Source organism: Caulobacter endophyticus, from assembly GCF_003116815.1.
Taxonomy (GTDB): domain Bacteria; phylum Pseudomonadota; class Alphaproteobacteria; order Caulobacterales; family Caulobacteraceae; genus Caulobacter; species Caulobacter endophyticus.
This window is the reverse complement of record NZ_QDKQ01000037.1, coordinates 147,297-162,141: the sequence shown is the minus strand read 5'-3', so window position 1 is coordinate 162,141 and position 14,845 is coordinate 147,297. Positions and strand designations below refer to the sequence as shown.

13 protein-coding genes are annotated in these 14,845 nt (G+C 69.1%); 2 read left to right on the top strand and 11 right to left on the bottom strand.

The genetic code is table 11. The annotated features are described in order from the left end of the window. Positions 1 to 10: 10 nt before the first annotated feature. From DDF67_RS11175 to DDF67_RS11145, 7 genes are all read right to left on the bottom strand, one after another. Positions 11 to 619, bottom strand: a complete 609-nt coding sequence (locus tag DDF67_RS11175) for a helix-turn-helix domain-containing protein (protein WP_233247620.1) — start codon at positions 617 to 619, stop codon at positions 11 to 13. 144 nt (positions 620 to 763) lie between these two features. Next, positions 764 to 1,441 carry a YoaK family protein gene (locus tag DDF67_RS11170; RefSeq protein ID WP_109101017.1) on the bottom strand — a complete coding sequence of 226 codons (678 nt, stop codon included), beginning with the start codon at positions 1,439 to 1,441 and terminating at the stop codon, positions 764 to 766. Positions 1,442 to 1,443: 2 nt separating this feature from the next. After that, the gene (locus DDF67_RS11165; RefSeq protein ID WP_109100968.1) at positions 1,444 to 2,727 is read right to left on the bottom strand and encodes an alginate export family protein; all 1,284 of its coding nucleotides are present in this window, start codon (positions 2,725 to 2,727) and stop codon (positions 1,444 to 1,446) included. Then, complete coding sequence (locus tag DDF67_RS11160) at positions 2,724 to 3,146, bottom strand: DoxX family protein (protein WP_109101016.1); 423 nt, start codon at positions 3,144 to 3,146, stop codon at positions 2,724 to 2,726. Before DDF67_RS11160 ends, DDF67_RS11165 begins: the two co-directional genes overlap by 4 nt. Then, on the bottom strand, positions 3,146 to 5,020 hold the full coding sequence (locus DDF67_RS11155; protein ID WP_109100967.1) for an amidohydrolase: 1,875 nt from the start codon (positions 5,018 to 5,020) through the stop codon (positions 3,146 to 3,148). The genes DDF67_RS11160 and DDF67_RS11155 overlap by 1 nt, the downstream gene beginning before the upstream one ends. A 55-nt stretch (positions 5,021 to 5,075) precedes the next feature. Then, complete coding sequence (locus DDF67_RS11150) at positions 5,076 to 5,363, bottom strand: XapX domain-containing protein (RefSeq protein WP_109101015.1); 288 nt, start codon at positions 5,361 to 5,363, stop codon at positions 5,076 to 5,078. A 63-nt stretch (positions 5,364 to 5,426) separates the two neighbouring features. Next, on the bottom strand, positions 5,427 to 6,080 hold the full coding sequence (locus tag DDF67_RS11145) for a hydrolase (protein WP_109100966.1): 654 nt from the start codon (positions 6,078 to 6,080) through the stop codon (positions 5,427 to 5,429). A 188-nt stretch (positions 6,081 to 6,268) separates the two neighbouring features. On the opposite strand from DDF67_RS11145, the gene DDF67_RS11140 reads away from it, so the two are divergent. Beyond that, positions 6,269 to 7,780, top strand: coding sequence for a ComEC/Rec2 family competence protein (locus DDF67_RS11140; RefSeq protein ID WP_109100965.1), 1,512 nt, complete (start codon positions 6,269 to 6,271; stop codon positions 7,778 to 7,780). On the opposite strand, the gene DDF67_RS11135 is transcribed toward DDF67_RS11140, so the two are convergent. Then, entirely contained in the window at positions 7,777 to 8,625 is an 849-nt protein-coding gene (locus tag DDF67_RS11135; RefSeq protein ID WP_109100964.1) for an alpha/beta hydrolase, read from the bottom strand. The genes DDF67_RS11140 and DDF67_RS11135 overlap by 4 nt on opposite strands. A gap of 288 nt (positions 8,626 to 8,913) precedes the next feature. On the opposite strand from DDF67_RS11135, the gene DDF67_RS11130 reads away from it, so the two are divergent. Beyond that, the gene (locus DDF67_RS11130) at positions 8,914 to 10,131 is read left to right on the top strand and encodes a serine hydrolase domain-containing protein (RefSeq protein ID WP_233247619.1); all 1,218 of its coding nucleotides are present in this window, start codon (positions 8,914 to 8,916) and stop codon (positions 10,129 to 10,131) included. A gap of 9 nt (positions 10,132 to 10,140) precedes the next feature. Here DDF67_RS11130 and DDF67_RS11125 read toward each other — a convergent pair whose 3' ends face one another. From DDF67_RS11125 to recA, 3 genes are all read right to left on the bottom strand, one after another. Beyond that, complete coding sequence (locus tag DDF67_RS11125) at positions 10,141 to 10,461, bottom strand: hypothetical protein (RefSeq protein ID WP_109100963.1); 321 nt, start codon at positions 10,459 to 10,461, stop codon at positions 10,141 to 10,143. Between the two features lie 107 nt (positions 10,462 to 10,568). After that, positions 10,569 to 13,211, bottom strand: a complete 2,643-nt coding sequence (gene alaS / locus DDF67_RS11120) for an alanine--tRNA ligase (protein WP_109100962.1) — start codon at positions 13,209 to 13,211, stop codon at positions 10,569 to 10,571. A gap of 487 nt (positions 13,212 to 13,698) precedes the next feature. After that, positions 13,699 to 14,769 carry a recombinase RecA gene (gene recA, locus DDF67_RS11115; RefSeq protein WP_109100961.1) on the bottom strand — a complete coding sequence of 357 codons (1,071 nt, stop codon included), beginning with the start codon at positions 14,767 to 14,769 and terminating at the stop codon, positions 13,699 to 13,701. Positions 14,770 to 14,845: the final 76 nt, after the last annotated feature.

Genomic DNA, 14,845 nt, shown 5'->3' with positions numbered 1-14,845 from the left:
GTCTCTCCGTTCAGCCGACCGCGGCCATCTGCCAGTTGCTCTCGACCTCGGCGGCGTCGGACGCCCCGCCGCGCAGACGCCGCCAGACGCTGGGCGAGACGCCCTCGAAGCGGCGGAACATGCGGCAGAAGTGGGCCTGGTCCGAAAGCCCGCAGGCCAGGGCGATGGCGGCCAGCGAGTCGCCGCTTTCCAGCATCATGGTTTTGGAGCGGGCGATGCGGCGGCGGTTCACATAGGCCTTGGGCGCATCGCCGAAGCTGATGCGGAAGGCCCGCGAGAAGTGGCTGGGGCTGAGACGGGCTTCGGCGGCCATCTCGGCGCTGGAGATGCGCCCCGTGAGGCGGGCCTCGACCAGGGCCTTGACCCGCAGCACCTGCCAGGGCGCCAGGCCTCCGCGCTGAATGACCGGGGCGGCGAAGACCTTGGGCTCGCGCGTGGCCGCGTCGATCTGGGGCAGCAGGCGCACCGCCACGGCGATGCAGCGCTCGGCGTCGGCAGGGTCGGTGGCCAGGGCATGGCGGGCCTGCATCAGCAGCAGGCGGATCTGGTCCCTGGCGGGCTCCGAAAGGGATTCTGGGGCCGGTTCAGGGACGCGTGTCGATACTGTGTGGGCTTGCATCGTCGCTCTCTTCGGCTGGTCTTCGGCGCGCCAGCGCGGGGCCGGCGTGTAGCGAAACTCAACCAATGGGCGCCCCTCCGCCATTCCCGCCCGGGTGAACCTCAGCTACCCAGGCGGGTGAAGCCCGCGACCCGAATGGGACCGTTACCCCCGCTGGCTGCGGGCCTCGGCCGAGAACAGCGACAGGAAAGCCAGCACGGCCGACAGCGAGAACGCCCACGTCCCGCCGAAGGCGAAGGCCAGGGCGCCCAGGCCGCAGCCGGCCGCGAACAGGCCCACGGCCGCCGACAGCTTCCTGATCCGCGCCACCGAGGCCGCTCGGTCCGGACCGCCGCCACGGATCAGTTCGGCCACGTCGAGCATGATCTGGGTGGTCGAGCCGGTCATCAGCGTGGTCGGCGGGGCGGTCGGAATGTGCACCCGGTGAGCGGCGTTCTGGATGGCCATGGCGCAGACGAACAGCACCGCCACCAGGATCAGCTGCCAGCTGTCGCCCTTGGCGAACGGCGCCAGCACGACGGCGGCGACCGAACCGGCGATCAGCAGCACCGTCTTGACCGCCAGCATGATCCGCAGGGTCGGCAGATTGGCCGCCTCAAGCTTGAAGGTCACCAGCCGGCTGATCACCACCGCCGCGCAGAACACCGGCAGCACCAGCAGCTTGGCGATCGCCCCGTCCGCGCCATGGATCATGGCCGCGCCGAAGGTGACGAAGTTGCCGGTCACGTGGGCGACGAACACGCCCTGCAGCGCCAGGAAGCCGACCGTGTCGAGATAGCCGCCATTGAAGCTCATCAGCTGGGAAAGGCTCGGGAATCTCATGGTCACCATCCGTACTTGAGCTCGACGCCGAGATAGTCGCTGTCGTCCCGGCCAGAGGCGCGCAGGGCGCTTCCGGCTTCATAGTAGACGGCCTCGATGGTCCCGGTCAGGCTCGGGTTGAAAGCATAGTCCGCCCGCAGGTGGGCGTAGGCCCCGGTCCAGCGTCCGCCGCGCCCAGCGGTGCCGGACAGGGGGATGAAGGGCTGGGCGTAGATCGCGTCGGTCGTTTCGCGCCGCCACTGGCCAGCCAGGGCGGCGGTCACCGAGAGGCCCTTGACGGGCGTCACGGTCACCGACGGCTTGACGTGCACGAGGTTGGCGTAGCCGGTGTAGGCCGCGCGGGTGAAATAGGCGGCGTTGGGATAGAGGGGGTCGAAGGTCCCCACCTTCCCGTCGCCGGCGCGGTCGTCGCCGCTGGCCGTGTCGACCTGGAAGCCCAGACGCGGCTTCCAGGCCAGGCTCTTCAGCGTCCAGCCGATCCGGCCGCCGGCCGCCCAGGCGCGAGCGTCGCTCGCCCCCACATCGCCGCGCTGGACCATGGCCTCCAGATCCCAGTCCAGCGCCCCGGCCGCACCGAGATAGCGCAGGTCGTAGGCCAGGCGGTCCTCCTCGCCGACCGCGTCGACATAGCGGGCGGTCGAGCGGGCGAACCGGGCGGCATAGGTTGAGATCGCACCGCCGGGCGCGCGGCGCTCGACCCGAACGAGGTCGAGCCGCACATTGCCGCTAGAGGTGTCGTCGAACGCCTCGCCGTCATGATACTGCACCGGTTGGCTGACGAAGCCGGCCAGCTTCCAGTCGCCGCGCGACCAGTCGGCCCACACCGCGTCGAACGACTGGCGCACGCCCGGACCATCGCGCGCCGACAGGAACCGCTGCTGGTCGATCGGGAAGTCCTGGCGACCGACGCGCACATTGGCCTTCCCGCCCCAGACCTCGGCCTGATAGCCGACGAAGGCCAGGCGCAGGTCCAGGCGGTTCTGGTCGGCCGGACCGATGTCGCGACGACCGAAGGCGCGCACGTCCTCGAGCTGGACGAAGCCCTGCCAGCCGCCCTTGCGGGCGTCGGCGTGGACCTGCAGGCGCTGGGACAGGCTGGTGTCCGACGGCTCGCCGCCGAAGCTGGCCGCGTCGCCCGTCTCGACCCGCTCGCGCAGGGTCAGACCGAGGGTCAGGGACGTATCGGGCCGGTCCTCCTGCCAGCGGTTGGCCTTGATCGCGGGGCGCTCGGCCGCGAGAGCCGGAACCGCGACGAGAACGAGCGCCGCGGCCGCCAGCGTTCTCATGACCTGTCTCGCGGTTGCAGGTCGTGCCAGGCCGCCAGCAGGAAGCCGCCGATAAGGCCCAGGTGCTCGAAGAAGCTGTTGGTCGCGCCGAAGCGTTCGGGCGGGGCCATCTCCCAGAAGCGGTTGGCCATGAAGGTGGCCCCCAGGGTGAAGGCCGCCAGGGCCAGCGCCCCCAGCCAGCGTAGCCGGCCGGTGAGGATCATCAGCGAGGCGACGAGTTCCAGCACGATCACGAGCACCGCGAAAGGCGCGGCAGGCGACAGGCCGAAATGGGTCATCTCGGCGAGCGCGCCCGGGAAGTCGAAGGCCTTGGTCAGGCCGCCCTGGATATAGGCGGCGCAGAGGCCCAGCAGGGCGATCCAGCGCACCGCCGGCGCGAGGAAGGCCCCGCGCAGGCGGTTGTCGACAGAGGCGTTCATCAGACGGCCCAGCACGCGCAGCCCAGCGCGCCCCAGAACGACTTCAGGTCGGCGATCGGCAGGCTCTTGGTCCAGGCCGTGGCGTGGTCGTGGCCGTGGACGCCGCAGCTGCTGGCGCAGCCGCACGAGGCCGCCGCCTGGCGACGCAGGGTCTTGTCGGTCTCCGGCTCGGCCCAGGCCGCATAGCCGCCGAACACCCGCACCGGCGACCAGTCGGGCATGGCGGGCGGCACCTCGTTCTCGTCGAGCTTGGAGAAGTCGCCGGCGCCGTAGACGATCTTGCCGCCGACCATGGTCAGGTCGGAGGTCATGTCGGCGATCTCGTCCTCGGGCACGCCGAAGAAGTCGCGGTCGGGCACGATCAGGTCGGCCAGCTGGCCTTCCACGATCCGGCCCTTCTTGCCTTCCTCGTTGGAGAACCAGGTCACGTTCTCGGTCCACATGCGAAGCGCGCTCTCGCGGTCCAGGCAGTTGCGCTGCGAGTAGATGCGCGTGCCCCCGACGGTCTTGCCGGTGATCATCCAGGCCAGCGAGACCCAGGGATTGTACGAGGCCACGCGCGTGGCGTCGGTGCCGGCCGAGACCTTCAGGCCCTTCTCCAGCATCTTGGCGATCGGCGGCGTCGCCTCGGCGGCGGCCGCGCCGTAGCGCTCGACGAAGTATTCGCCTTGGTAGGCCATGCGGTGCTGCACGGCCACGCCGCCGCCCAGGGCGGCGATGCGGTCGATCGACTTTTCCGAGATCGTCTCGGCGTGGTCGAAGAACCAGTTCAGGCCCCCTAGTGGAACATCCCGATTGACCTTCTCGAACACGTCCAGCGCCCGATCGATGGTCTCGTCATAGGTGGCGTGCATCCGCCAGGGCCAGCGGTTCTGGGCCAGGATGGTGACCACCTCCTCCAGCTCGCCCTCCATCTGCGGCGGCATGTCGGGGCGCGGCTGGCGGAAGTCCTCGAAGTCGGCGGCCGAGAACACCAGCATCTCGCCGGCGCCGTTGTGGCGGAAATAGTCGTCGCCCTGCTTGTACTTCGACGTCTTCGTCCAGTTCAGGAAGTCGTCCTTCTCTCCCTTGGGCTTCTGGGTGAAGAGATTGTAGGCGAGGCGGATGGTCAGCTGGTTCTCGTCGGCCAGCTTCTGGATGACCTCGTAGTCGTCCGGATAGTTCTGGAAGCCGCCGCCGGCGTCGATCGCCCCGGTCACGCCCAGGCGGTTCAGCTCGCGCATGAAGTGGCGGGTCGAGTTGACCTGGTAATCGAACGGCAGCTTGGGACCCTTGGCCAGGGTGGCGTAAAGGATCTGGGCGTTGGGCTTGGCCAGCAGCAGGCCGGTGGGGTTGCCCTGGCTGTCGCGGATGATCTGGCCGCCGGGCGGTTCGGGGGTGTCGCGGTCGTAGCCGATGACGCGCAGGGCAGCCTGGTTCAGCAGGGCGCGGTCATAGAGGTGCAGGATGAACACCGGGGTGTCGGGCGCCACCGCGTTCAGTTCCTCGATGGTCGGCAGGCGCTTTTCGACGAACTGGTGCTCGGTGAAGCCGCCGACGACCCGCACCCACTGCGGCGGCGGGGTGATGGCCACCTGGCGCTTGAGCATGCCCATGGCGTCGGCCAGCGAGCGCACGCCGTCCCAGCGCAGCTCCATGTTGAAGTTCAGGCCGCCGCGGATGATGTGCAGGTGGTTGTCGATCAGGCCCGGCAGCACCCGGCGGCCCTTCAGGTCGACGACCCTGGTGTTGGGGCCGGCCAGGGCCATGACCTCGGTCTCGGTCCCGACGGCGGTGAAGCGCCCTTCGGTGACGGCGACGGCCTGAGCGTTCGGGTTGCTGCGGTCCAGGGTGGTGAAACGGCCGTTGCGCAGGATCAGGTCGGGCGAGGTCATGGGCGGAACTCCGGGAGAAACTTCGGGGGACGACGGACTTGGGGGAGACGCGTCTTCAGGCCTTGGGGGCGGCCGGCGGCTCGCTCTGGGCCAGCTGCGTCGGCTTCTCGCCGCATGGCAGCGGGCCGAACATGTGCGGCTTGACCTGGTGGTTCAGCCACGAGACGGCGGCGGGCTTGCGAGCCATGAAGCCCTTGACCAGCGGCGGGATCTGCTCGCCGACGAGAATGCCGAACAGGCCGACCAGGGCCACGACCGGCGGCGCGGGCGAGCGCACTTGCAAGAGGCCGTAGAACACGCCGACCGCAAGGCCCGCGGCGAGCGAAAGGATATAGATCTTCATCATGGGACGCCTTGCTGGGGCGCGCCGCGCCGGCCCGGGATCGAGCCGGCGCGGGCGGGCTCTTTAGCCTTCGTGGGCGTTGAACATCGACTTGGCGTAGATGATGCCCAGGCCGTAGCCGCCGCCGTAGGTCTTGGCGATGCCGGTGGTCATGTCGTAGGTCTCGGTGCGGGCCCAGTCGCGCTGCATTTCCAGCAGGTACTGAAGCGCGGTGATCGGGCGGGCGCCGGCCTGGACCATGCGGTCGATGGCGCGCTCGTGGGCCTCGGCCGAGACGTCGCCGCAGGCGTCGGTGATCACATAGACCTCATAGCCCTGGGCCAGCGCCGAAAGCGCCGGGCCGACGATGCAGACGCTGGTCCACAGGCCGGCCAGCACGATGCGGTCCTTGCCGATCTTGTTGATCTCCTCGATCACCGGGGCGTCTTCCCAGGTGTTCATCGAGGTGCGGTCCAGCAGGGTCTTGCCCGGGAAGGGCGCGGTGACCTCGGCGAACATCGGGCCCGAGAAGCTCTTTTCGGCGACCGTGGTCAGGATGGTCGAGACGCCGAAGCCGGCGGCGGCGCTGGCCACCAGGCCGGCGTTGTTGCGCAGGGTGATCGCGTCGATCGAGTGGGTCGCGAACGCCATCTGCGACTGGAAGTCGATCATGATCAGGGTGTGGTCGGTCGGCGTCAGCAGCTGGGCGCCGGGGGTCGGGGTGGCCTTGATCGGCATCGACTTTGTCCTTGGATGAGGAGTGGAAGAAGTCCGCGGAATGTGTCGACGGCGACAAGAACGGTCTTGTTCAGTCGCCCCGCGATTTGGCCAAGCGGGCCATCGGGGCGAGAACCGACGTTCGTCGTGAACTCGAAGCGTAACCACGCTATGATGCGCCCAAGGGTTGAAGACCAGGGAGGGGCGCCATGGCTCACGTCTATGCGGGGCTCGGCCACGACGGGCGGAAGATCTTCCTCTACGCCGCCGACCGGAAGACCAAAGCGCGCCAGGTGCTGTGGGGCGACTGGCTCAGCCTCGACGGCGAAGAGCCTGACGGCTGGCTACGCATCAAGTGGTCGCCCAACGCCAATCCCCAGACCCTCTACATCCCCAAGGCCGACACGGTCGCGACCCGGCCGCTGGAGATCGTGTTCCTCGACGTAGGCCAGGGCGACGGGGCGGTGCTGATCACCCCCGAGACCGGCGAGAAGGAGGGCGTGATCGTCGTCGACGCCGGCGAGGGCGACAACATGGAGCGGTTCCTGAACGGGCGCTTCAAGGCCTATCGCGGCTTTTCGTTCGACTCCGCGGTGATCACCCACCCCGACAGCGACCACTACCAGGGCTTCGAGGCGATCTTCGCCAACCCCAGGATCGGCTTCAAGCGCATCTGGCAGAACGGCCTGGTCGAGCGGGCCGTGTCGGGAACCTGGGCCAAGCTCGGCGCCTTCGTGAAAGACCCCGCCAGCAAGATCACCTACCAGACCGAGCTGGCGCAGACCGAGGCCGACGTCCGCGCCCAGCTGCCCGACCGCAAGGCCAACGCCAGGTACGGCTATCCCAGCGTGATGCAGGCCGCGCTCGACAATCCCAAGGTCGGCGAGATCGGCATGTTGTCGACCGAGCACGGCCAGGTCGAGGACGGCCGCAGCTACATGCCCGGCTACGCCCCCTCGGACGGCCGCGGCTACGCCATCGAGGTGCTGGGTCCGGCGGTCGAACGCGACGCGGGCGGCAAGGCCCGCCTGCGCCGCATCGGCGGCTCGTACGGAGAGACCAAGAACGGCCACTCGATCCTGCTGCGCCTGACCTACGGCCGGTTCAGCGTGTTCTTCGGCGGCGACCTCAACGAACCGGCCGAGCGCTACCTGCTGACCCGCTACGCCGGCCTCTCGGCCTTCCCGGCCGCCGGCGGCGCCGAGTACCGGATGATGGTCGGCAAGGTCGCCCAGCGCCTCCGGTCCGACATCATGAAGGTGTGCCACCACGGCTCGGAGAAGGTCACCGACGCCTTCCTCGAAGCGGTCAGCCCCGCCTGCTTCATCATCTCGTCGGGCGACGAGGAGGGCCACGTCCATCCCCGCCCCGACCTGCTGGGGCGCCTGGGCCGCGCCGGCCGAGGCGCCTCGCCGGTGCTGCTGTCGACCGAGCTGCAGCGCTCGACCCGCGAAAAGAGCGACCAGGTGCTGATCGAGAAGGTGAGCAAGGCCGTCGCCGAACTGGCCGCAGCGCCCTCCCCGGCCCTGGCCGAGACCATCAAGGCAGACCTAGCCAAGCTCTCCAAGACCAATGTCGACGTCTATGGCGCGATCTACCTGAAGACCGACGGCCAGCGCCTGATCACCGCCTTCAAGATCGAGGCGAGCAGCCCGACGGACCTGTGGTTCTACTATGAATACGTTTTCACGCCAGGCGGGGAGCTGGTGCTGGTGACCTAGAACGGCGCCAGCCGCACGTTGGCCGGCAGGGTGACCTGGGCCTTCGCCTCTCCGCCCTCGACCTTGGTGGCGATCGCCTTCAGCACCATCGCCAGGGTGGCCGAGTTGGGGCCGTGACCGGCGCCCAGGACCGTGAACATCGCGCCCTGGCGATGGGCGGCGACCGCCTCGGCCTTCAGCGCCTCGCCATGGCCATAGGGAATGACCGGGTCGGCGTCGCCGTGGATCAGGAACAGCGGCTCGTCCAGCGAGGCGATCGCGCCCTTGTTGTCGTAGCGGTCGGTCAGCAGCGGGCGGGCGATGGCCGGGGCCATGGCCGACAGCCGCGTGAAGGTTCCGATGGTGACCAGTCCGTCCAGCTTTCGCCGGCTCGCCAGGCCGAAGGCCACGCCGCCGCCCAGGCTGTGCCCGACGACGATCAGCTTGCCCGAGCCGGCGACCACCCTGGCCCGGTCGAAGAAGGCGTCGGCGTCGGCCGCCAGGCCCTTCTCGCTGGCCCGGCCGGGGTTGCCACTGTACTCGCGGTATTCGGCCGCCACCACGCCGTAGCCCTCGGCGACCAGGGGCGCGAGCCAGCGCACCGAGTTGGTCGCGCTCGACCCATTGCCGTGGAAGATCAGGAAGGTGGGCTTGCCCTCGCGCGGCGGCGCCTCGACGCCGCGCAGCGCCAGACCGTCCTCGGTCTTCACCGTGATCAGCTGCGCGGCCGACGGCAGGCCCGCAAGGTCCAGCGGCTGCTTCGGCGCGGGATAGATCCGCTCGTGGATCTGCGCCCTCGCCTCGCTCGATGCGACCGGACCCAGGAGCAGGAGAGCTGCCACGACGGCGCTAGCAAGGCGTTTCATGCCGCGATGTTATCGCCCTGGTGGCGCCCGGCAAGCCTCTCGCGCGGCCAGGCGTCGACAATGGCGCCAAGGCCCGTCGATTGGGCTTGTCGCCCCCGGTCAAACCGCTAGGACGGACGTTTCGTGTTTCATATGTGATGCGGATGCGACACCGGGGGGCTGCCGGCGTCGGGCCGCCGCTTTTGCTATGTACGGACGGACAGCCTGACCAAGTTCATCAAGACCTCGCAGTTCACCTTCCGTCGCCGTCGCTGGACCCCGTGGCGGATCGCCGCGGCCGCCGCCGGCGTGGCCGTGCTGGGCGCCCTGACCTTCGGCGTCGTGCGCTGTACGCGCGCCCCCCAGGCCGCAGACGACAAGACCATCGCCGCGGCCGCCACGCCCATGGTGCTGCCGCTGAAGCCTCAGGACTGGCGCGGCGAGATCGACTACCGCGCCCTCGACAACCGCGTCCAGGCGATGATGCGCGACCGCTCGATGACGGGCCTGGCCGTCGCCGTGGTCGAGGACGGCCGGCTGTCGTTCGTCAAGGGTTACGGCGTCACCATGCCCGACGAGGGCGAGGCGGTGGGTCCCGACACGGTGTTCCGCTGGGCGTCGCTGTCGAAGACCATCGCGGGCTCGCTGAGCGCCCGCCTGGCGCAGGACGGGGCGTTCTCGCTGAACGATCCGCTGGGCAAGTTCGACACCAGCCTGCGCCTGCCGGCGGGCGCCCAGGCGACCCTGACCATCGAGCAGTTGCTGTCCCAGCGCACGGGCCTGCCGCGCAACGCCTATGACGGCTGGCTGGAGGGCGGACGCGCACCCAAGATGATCCGCCAGGCCCTGGGCGATGTACCGCCCCAGTGCCCGCCGGCCACCTGCCACACCTACCAGAACGTCGCCTTCGACACGATCCGCGAGATCGTCGAGACCGCCACCCGCCGGCCCTATGCCGAAGAGGCCCGCCAGCGCCTGTTCCTGCCGCTGGGCATGAGCAGCGCCACCATCGGCATGACCGAACTGAGCGACGCCAGGCACTGGGCCCGGCCCACCCGCTACGGGCGCCGCCTGACCCTGGCCGAGGCCTATTACCTGACCCCCGCCGCCGCCGGGGTGAACTCCAACATCGTCGACCTGGCGCGCTGGATGCAGGCCCAGATGGGCCTGGCCCCCGCCGTGCTGCCCGCCAATGTGCTGGAGGAGATCCAGCGTCCCCGCGTCAACACCGGCAAGCCCTACGGCAACTCGCCGCTGGGCCGCACGCTGGAGAAACCCGGCTACGGCCTGGCCATGCGCAGCTTCGGCTACCAGGGCCACCGCCTGGCCGGCCACAGCGGCGCCGTCGACGGCTATCGCGCCACCATGATGTTCGACCCCGCCAGGAAGACCGGCGTCGTGATGCTGTGGAACAGCGAGAGCAGCCTGCCCTTCAAGCTGCAGGCCGAGGTCTTCGACCTCTACTACCACCTGCCCTTCAACGACTGGCTGGAGCTGGGCAAGGGCCAGGCGCAGCTGGATCCGTAGGGTCGGCGTCTACCGCTTCTTCTGTTCCGCCAGGAGGCGCATCATCTCCTGGCAGACCGGGGCCGACAGCGAGGTGTCGGCCTTGCCGCGCTCATAGGCGCCAGCGATGTGAGCCTGAAGCGGGGTCGGGGCCTGCCCGGCGGCGGGCGTGAAGCCGCGCTTGACGCCCTTCACCTGCTCGGGCGTGAAATGGCGCTCGCAGGATCCGAGCGTCGTGAAGATCTTGGTCATGCCCTCAAGCGCGGCCTGCCCCTGGGCCTGGGCGTCGTCGGGCGACGGCCCGGCCGAAGCCTGCGTGGCGAGGATCGCGGCGATGAGCAGGCCGATCATGGGAACTCCATCAACTGATGGAGGCGACCCTGGCCTACCGGCAAGGCGAGTTCAACCCAGAGACGCCAAAACCGGGGCGACGATGTCGCCCCGGCTACCAGGGCCTATCAACCAGCCAGCACGGCCTTGATCGCCGCCAGGCCGTCGTCGGCCTTGCTGGCGTCCGGGGCGCCGCCCTGGGCGAAGTCGGGCTTGCCGCCCGCGCCCTGGCCGCCCATGGCGATCACGGCGGCCTTGGCGAGCTCGGCGGCGCTGAACTTGCCGACCAGATCGGCGGTGACGGCTACGGTGACGGCGGCCTTGCCATCGGTCGTACCGACCAGGGCGACGACGCCCGAGGCCAGCTGCTTCTTGAACTCCTCGGCGACGCCGCGCAGCTCCTTGCCGCCGACGCCGTCGAGGACGCGGGCGATCAGGGCCGTGCCATTGACGTCTTCCGGACCGGAGGCCGCGCCGCCGCCGCCCAGGGCCAGCTGCTTCTTGGCCTCGGCCAGTTCCTTCTCCAGCTTCTTGCGCTCGGCCACCAGGACGTCGACGCGCGAGAGGACCTCGGCGACCGGGGTCTTGAACTGGTCGGCCAGGGCCTTGGCGACGCCGGCCTGGTCGAGCAGGAAGCGGCGGGCCGCCTCGCCGGTCAGGGCCTCGATGCGGCGCACGCCGGCGGCCACGCCCTGCTCGGAGACGATCTTGAACAGGGCGATGTCGCCGGTGCGGGCCACGTGGGTGCCGCCGCACAGCTCGACCGAATAGGCCTTGCCGGCTTCGGTCAGGCTGTCGCCCAGCGTCAGCACGCGCACGCTGTCGCCGTACTTCTCGCCGAACAGCGCCACGGCGCCGGCCTCGATGGCCTCCTGCGGCGCCATTTCCTTGGTCTGGGCGGCCACGTTCTGGCGGATGACCGCGTTGACCTCGGCTTCGATGCGCTCGATCTCGTCGGCGCTCAGCGGACCGCCGTGGCTGAAGTCGAAGCGCATGCGCTCGCCGTCGACCATCTGGCCCTTCTGGGCGACGTGCGGACCCAGCACATGGTGCAGGGCCGCGTGCACCAGGTGGGCGGCGGAGTGGTTGGAGCGGGTGGTGTGGCGGCGCTCGGCGTCGACGCTGGCCACGACCTGGTCGCCGACCTTCAGAGGCCCGGCCAGTTCGACACGGTGCACGTGCAGCTCGCCGGCCTGCTTCTGGGTGTCGAGGACGCGGCTTTCGGCGCCATTGGCCTCGATCACGCCGGTGTCGCCGGCCTGGCCGCCGCTTTCGGCGTAGAAGCTGGTGCGATCGAGCAGCACGTCCACGGTCTGGCCGGCCTGGGCGGACTCGACCTCGGCGCCGTCGGCGACGATGGCCTTCACGACGCCCGTGGTCTCGGTGGTCTCGTAGCCGACGAAGTCGGTGGCGCCGGCCTTTTCCTTGATCGAGAACCAGGCGGCCGCCGCGCCCTGCTGGCCCGAACCGGCCCAGTTGGCGCGCGCCATCTCGCGCTGCTTCTGCATGGCCGCGTCGAAACCGTCGGTGTCGACGGTCAGGCCCTTGGCGCGCACGGCGTCCTGGGTCAGGTCGAGCGGGAATCCGTAGGTGTCGTAGAGCTTGAAGGCGGTCTCGCCATCCAGCACGTCGCCGGTCGACAGGCCCGCGGTGGCTTCGTCGAGCAGGCCCATGCCGCGACCCAGCGTGGTGCGGAAGCGCTCTTCCTCCTGGCGCAGGGTCTCGACGATCGAGGCCTCGGCGCGGCGCAGTTCCGGATAGGCCTGGCCCATCTCGGCCACCAGGGTCGGGGCCAGGCGGTGCATCAGGGGCTCATTGGCGCCCAGCAGGTAGGCGTGGCGCATGGCCCGGCGCATGATCCGGCGCAGCACGTAGCCGCGGCCTTCGTTCGACGGCGTCACGCCATCGGCCAGCAGGAACGACGACGAGCGCAGGTGGTCGGCGATCACGCGGTGCGACGGGGCCTGGTCGCCCTCGGCCTTGACGCCGGTCAGTTCGACCGAGGCCGCGATCAGCGCCTTGAACAGGTCGATGTCGTAGTTGTCGTGCTGGCCCTGCAGCACGGCGGCGATGCGCTCCAGGCCCATGCCGGTGTCGATCGAGGGCTTGGGCAGCGCCACGCGCTCGCCGCCGGCCATCTGCTCGAACTGCATGAACACCAGGTTCCAGATCTCGATGAAGCGGTCGCCGTCTTCATCGGGGCTGCCCGGAGGGCCGCCGAAGATGCCTTCGCCGTGGTCGTAGAAGATTTCCGAGCACGGGCCGCAGGGACCGGTGTCGCCCATGGACCAGAAGTTGTCGCTGGTCGGGATGCGGATGATCTTGTCGTCCGACAGGCCGGCGATCTTCTTCCACAGATCGGCCGCCTCGTCGTCGGTGTGGTACACCGTGACCAGCAGCTTGTCCTTGGGCAGGGCGAACTCGCCGGTCAGCAGGGTCCAGGCGTGGGTGATCGCCTGTTCCTTGAAGTAGTCGCCGAACGAGAAGTTGCCCAGCATCTCGAAGAAGGTGTGGTGACGGGCGGTGTAGCCGACATTGTCCAGGTCGTTGTGCTTGCCGCCGGCGCGGACGCACTTCTGCGAGCTGGCCGCGCGCGGATGGGCCGGCGTCTCGGCGCCGGTGAACACGTTCTTGAACGGCACCATGCCCGCATTGACGAACAGCAGGGTCGGATCGTTCTGCGGCACCAGCGGCGCCGACGGCGTGACGGCGTGGTCGGCCTTGCCGAAGTAGTCGAGGAAGGTGCTGCGGATCTCGTTGAGGCTAGGCATCGTCGTCTCGGGAATCTCGAAAGGTCCGGCAGCGCCGGAAGTCGGGGCTGCATAGCGCGGTTTCAAGCTTTGTGGAAATCCAACGTCGAGATGGTCGGCCCGCGGCGCGCCGGCAAGACGTTTGTGACGCTTTTCATTCAGCGCGATCATCCCGGCCTCGCGCCTCATGCGAGGACGTCTTGCCCGCCCGGGCGAGGGATGCCTAGCGTAGGGCGGGCAGGCTCAGCGGAAGCTGAAAGCGCCCCCCTTCCGGCCCGTCGGGCCACTTCCCCCAGAGGGGAGGATCTTGGGGCGGCGCTCCGTCACTCGCTCCCGCCGTCACGAGACAAGGGGGTGGATCTCAACGAAATCGGACGCCTGGCATGGGGTCCAGGCGTCCGGGGATCGCGGCCGTCGACGGCGGTGTCGTTCCGCCGTGGGCTATAAGGCGGGGTCGCCCTCGGCGGGCGGCGGCCGCGAAGTTCGGCGCAGGCGCGCGCCGAATGGCTTAGTCTTCGTCGCCGTCCTCGGGACCACCGACCAGCAGTTCTTCCTCGATCTTCTGCGAGGCCTTGCGCACGGCCGTCTCGATCTCGTTGGCCAGGTCCTTGTTGTTCTTGAGGAACTCGCGGACGTTGTCGCGACCCTGGCCAATGCGCTGGCTGTTGTAGGAGAACCAGGAGCCGGCCTTGTCGATGATGCCGCCCTTGACGCCCAGGTCGATGATCTCGCCGAGCTTGGAGATGCCCTCGCCGTACATGATGTCGAACTCGACCTCGCGGAACGGCGGGGCCACCTTGTTCTTCACCACCTTGACGCGGACGTTGTTGCCGATGATCTCGTCGCGGTTCTTGACCGAGCCGGTGCGGCGGATGTCCAGGCGCACCGAGGCGTAGAACTTCAGCGCGTTGCCGCCCGTGGTCGTTTCCGGGCTGCCGTACATCACCCCGATCTTGTGACGGATCTGGTTGATGAAGATGACGATGGTGTTGGCCTTGTTGATCGAGCCGGTCAGCTTGCGCAGCGCCTGGCTCATCAGGCGGGCCTGGAGGCCGGGCAGGCTGTCGCCCATCTCGCCCTCGATTTCGGCCTTCGGCGTCAGGGCGGCCACGGAGTCGACCACGACGATGTCGACCGCGCCCGAGCGCACCAGGGTGTCGGTGATCTCCAGGGCCTGTTCGCCGTTGTCCGGCTGGGAGACCAGCAGGTTGTCGAGATTGACGCCCAGCTTATGAGCGTAGGAGGGATCGAGCGCGTGTTCGGCGTCGACGAAGGCGGCGGTCCCGCCGGCCTTCTGGACCTCGGCCACGACGTGAAGCGCCAGGGTGGTCTTGCCGGAGCTTTCCGGACCGTAGACCTCGATGACGCGGCCCTTCGGCAGGCCGCCGATGCCGAGCGCGATGTCGAGCCCGAGAGAGCCGGTGGAGACCGACTCGATCTCGACCTTGCCCTTTTCGCCGAGCTTCATCACCGAGCCCTTGCCGAAGGCCCGATCGATCTGCGCCAGAGCCGCCTCTAGCGCCCGCGCCTTGTCGCCTTCTTCCTTGCCCACGAGTTTCAAAGCCGCCTGACTGGTCATTGGATGATCGCCTTATTCCATGATTCCGACCGCTGGGCCGGAAGTTCGGGCGCCGCTACGCCCACCGCCTGTGGAA

Bases quoted from the DNA above. Each gene is read 5' to 3' on its own strand.
- DDF67_RS11175 (WP_233247620.1), bottom strand. From the start codon at position 619: ATGCAAGCCCACACAGTATCGACACGCGTCCCTGAACCGGCCCCAGAA.
- DDF67_RS11170 (WP_109101017.1), bottom strand. From the start codon at position 1,441: ATGAGATTCCCGAGCCTTTCCCAGCTGATGAGCTTCAATGGCGGCTAT.
- DDF67_RS11165 (WP_109100968.1), bottom strand. From the start codon at position 2,727: ATGAGAACGCTGGCGGCCGCGGCGCTCGTTCTCGTCGCGGTTCCGGCT.
- DDF67_RS11160 (WP_109101016.1), bottom strand. From the start codon at position 3,146: ATGAACGCCTCTGTCGACAACCGCCTGCGCGGGGCCTTCCTCGCGCCG.
- DDF67_RS11155 (WP_109100967.1), bottom strand. From the start codon at position 5,020: ATGACCTCGCCCGACCTGATCCTGCGCAACGGCCGTTTCACCACCCTG.
- DDF67_RS11150 (WP_109101015.1), bottom strand. From the start codon at position 5,363: ATGAAGATCTATATCCTTTCGCTCGCCGCGGGCCTTGCGGTCGGCGTG.
- DDF67_RS11145 (WP_109100966.1), bottom strand. From the start codon at position 6,080: ATGCCGATCAAGGCCACCCCGACCCCCGGCGCCCAGCTGCTGACGCCG.
- DDF67_RS11140 (WP_109100965.1), top strand. From the start codon at position 6,269: ATGGCTCACGTCTATGCGGGGCTCGGCCACGACGGGCGGAAGATCTTC.
- DDF67_RS11135 (WP_109100964.1), bottom strand. From the start codon at position 8,625: ATGAAACGCCTTGCTAGCGCCGTCGTGGCAGCTCTCCTGCTCCTGGGT.
- DDF67_RS11125 (WP_109100963.1), bottom strand. From the start codon at position 10,461: ATGATCGGCCTGCTCATCGCCGCGATCCTCGCCACGCAGGCTTCGGCC.
- alaS (WP_109100962.1), bottom strand. From the start codon at position 13,211: ATGCCTAGCCTCAACGAGATCCGCAGCACCTTCCTCGACTACTTCGGC.
- recA (WP_109100961.1), bottom strand. From the start codon at position 14,769: ATGACCAGTCAGGCGGCTTTGAAACTCGTGGGCAAGGAAGAAGGCGAC.